The 369-nt window shown below is 40.7% G+C and carries 1 protein-coding gene; it reads right to left on the bottom strand.

The window, feature by feature from the left end:
• The coding region (locus tag RCF13_RS11085) for a hypothetical protein (RefSeq protein ID WP_308141184.1) at positions 1-196 on the bottom strand (196 nt) is incomplete at its 3' end.
• Between the last annotated feature and the right edge of the window lie 173 nt (positions 197-369).

The raw sequence follows: 369 nt of genomic DNA, 5'->3' as shown, positions 1-369 counted from the left end.
CGGGACCCATAAGACCATTTACAGTTACATTGTCTCCACCAATAACTTTTGCTAAGTCAGCTAGCATGGTGGTGGTGGCAACAATTTTCAACGTTCCCTCTTCAGCATTGGGCCGTGACACCGAACTTGAGCATCCTACCAACAACATTCCCAGACTCAGTACAATAGCAAAAAAAATTTTTCTTCTTAAAATCATAAAAAAACCTCCAATCCTTCTGTAAGATCATTTTATGGTGTAAAACCTAATCTACATAGATTTTACAGGCAGCCTTATAGCTGATTTGAACGTGATTGCCTCCCAATTCTAAGGTGATAGGCCCTTCGTATGCGCCAATGGATAGAACCTTAATATGGCTGCCTATTTCTACG

Source organism: Stenotrophomonas maltophilia group sp. RNC7, assembly GCF_030910085.1.
Taxonomy (GTDB): domain Bacteria; phylum Pseudomonadota; class Gammaproteobacteria; order Xanthomonadales; family Xanthomonadaceae; genus Stenotrophomonas; species Stenotrophomonas sepilia.
This window is presented reverse-complemented; position numbering and strand designations above follow the sequence as displayed.